Below are 495 nucleotides of genomic sequence, written 5' to 3'. Positions count from 1 at the left end.
GATGGCGTAAAGTAAGTTGTGTACCAAGATTTGGAGCCTAGTCAGGCACCAAAAAAGTAGGGTATCCTCGGGATTGCGAAACCACCAAGGAGGAACCCTACCAATGAATATTTTACCCGAAAGTTCGCTGAATAATCTATTTGAAAAACTTGTTAAAGATTTTGTGAAAGACAACATGGAACGCCTGTTGCGCGCCGAAATCCAGGGGTTTATGGACAGTGAAGAAGCCGGTGCCAGCAATAGTCGCAACGGCTACTATACGCGAGATTTACACACGAAATACGGCCATATCGAGGATCTTCAGGTGCCCCGGGACCGCCAAAGCCTTTTCCAGACGCAGTTGTTTGAGCCGTACCAGCGGCGGGACGGATGGTTAGAAGAGGCCGTCATCCAAATGTACAAATCGGGCATGGGTACGCGGGATGTGGCCCGGTTCATTGAAAGTATGTTTGGCAGCCACTACTCCCCCACCACGGTCAGCAATATTACGGCTAC

Annotated in this window: 1 protein-coding gene; it reads left to right on the top strand. The window is 49.7% G+C overall.

Features of this window, described 5'->3' with window-relative positions; genetic code table 11:
• Positions 1 to 103 precede the first annotated feature (103 nt).
• Positions 104 to 495: IS256 family transposase (locus C173_RS25375; RefSeq protein WP_036730272.1), on the top strand; the 392-nt coding region annotated here is incomplete at its 3' end.

Source organism: Paenibacillus sp. FSL R7-277 (assembly GCF_000517965.1).
Lineage (GTDB): Bacteria > Bacillota > Bacilli > Paenibacillales > Paenibacillaceae > Paenibacillus_AQ > Paenibacillus_AQ silagei.
The sequence above is the reverse complement of the archived record's forward strand: the minus strand, read 5'-3'. Positions and strand labels throughout refer to the sequence as shown.